This window comes from Flavonifractor sp. An4 (assembly GCF_002161755.1).
GTDB lineage: Bacteria > Bacillota > Clostridia > Oscillospirales > Oscillospiraceae > Flavonifractor > Flavonifractor avicola.
Map to the genome: position 1 here is coordinate 1 of NZ_NFIL01000101.1, position 1,241 is coordinate 1,241.

Here is a 1,241-nt window from a genome sequence, read left to right on the forward strand (position 1 = left end):
CATACCTCCTTTGTGAAGTCATCGTGGGAATGAGGTTTGATCCCACACTGTCCGCTCCACACTCCCGGCGGGGAAACCGCCGCAGACAGCAGGAGGTCTGACTGTAAACAAGGTTAAAAAGGTATAGGACAAGACGATGCAACAGCCCGTGACGCTTAACACCTTGCTCCGCTCGATACGGCTGCCGCAGTACCCGCAAGCGGATGCGGGGACTTCTGTTTCCAGGCCTGCATGAAAAGCCGGAAGCCTTTCGGCTCCCGGCTTTTCATGCTATGGACTTTGCTGTGCAGGTCTGTGACAGTCATTTGTGTACCTTTTCCATGTATTATTAAACCTAAAATAAACATTGAAATAAAAAAGTATGGTTATGACCTGCACCGACTGTCACACCCCCGCCCCGCTCTCACTCGTCGGGAACTGGACCGCCGCAACAGCAGGTCATTATAGTCCTTGACCCCCTGCGGCGGATTATCCAATACCAGGTAATCGGTCAGGAGGCGTTGGAGGCTCTGGGCCGCCATGCGTCCGGCATCGTCATTGTCCAGGCAGAGGACAATGCGCCTGATCGGATTGCGCTCCAGATACTGCCCCAGGGCCCGGGGCATCTTATCACGGCCGCGGCGGTTCGGGCCATAGACGCCGGACAGGGAGAGGGTGTTGGCCGTGCGCCAGTCCCGCCCCTCCTGCTTCAGTATGGTCAGGTAGGAGAGGGCGTCAATGGCGCTTTCAAAAACGCAGAGGGTCTGCCGCGGCCCCGCCCTGACGGGAACAGCGAAGGAGAACCGCTTATCGCTCCCGGCCACCTCGCCCATGAAGGCGGAACGAGGGTATGTGCCCCGAAGGGCGGCATACCTGGGCGTGTTTCCGTCGTAGCCCACGAACACGCAGTTGTGGTGGGCTGCATCCTCATAGAGCTGGTTGTTTCGGATGCAGGTGCGGAGAATTTCAGCGTCGATGCCGCGGCCAGTCAGGTAGGCCATGACCCGCCGGTCATTAGTGTGGCGGGGTGGCAGATGAAACGGCTGGGGCCTGCGCCGCTCCGGGGGGACAGGCGCCGCCGGGGGCATGGGCCCTGCGCCGAGGATCTGCCGCACGGCGTCCGGCAGAGACAGGCCCCGCACTTCCACAAGATAGTCCAGCGCGGTGACGCCTCCCACGCCACGGGACCACCAGTACCATTTCCCATTGGAGAGTTTGAGGCTGCTGTGGGTGCGTGTGGCGTAGGAGCCGTTGCCGTGCGG

1 protein-coding gene is annotated in these 1,241 nt (G+C 60.7%); it reads right to left on the minus strand.

The genetic code is table 11. The features are described from left to right. Positions 1-365: 365 nt before the first annotated feature. A partial coding sequence (locus B5F94_RS15855; RefSeq protein WP_143383340.1) for a DUF3991 and toprim domain-containing protein occupies positions 366-1,241 on the minus strand: 876 nt, incomplete at its 5' end.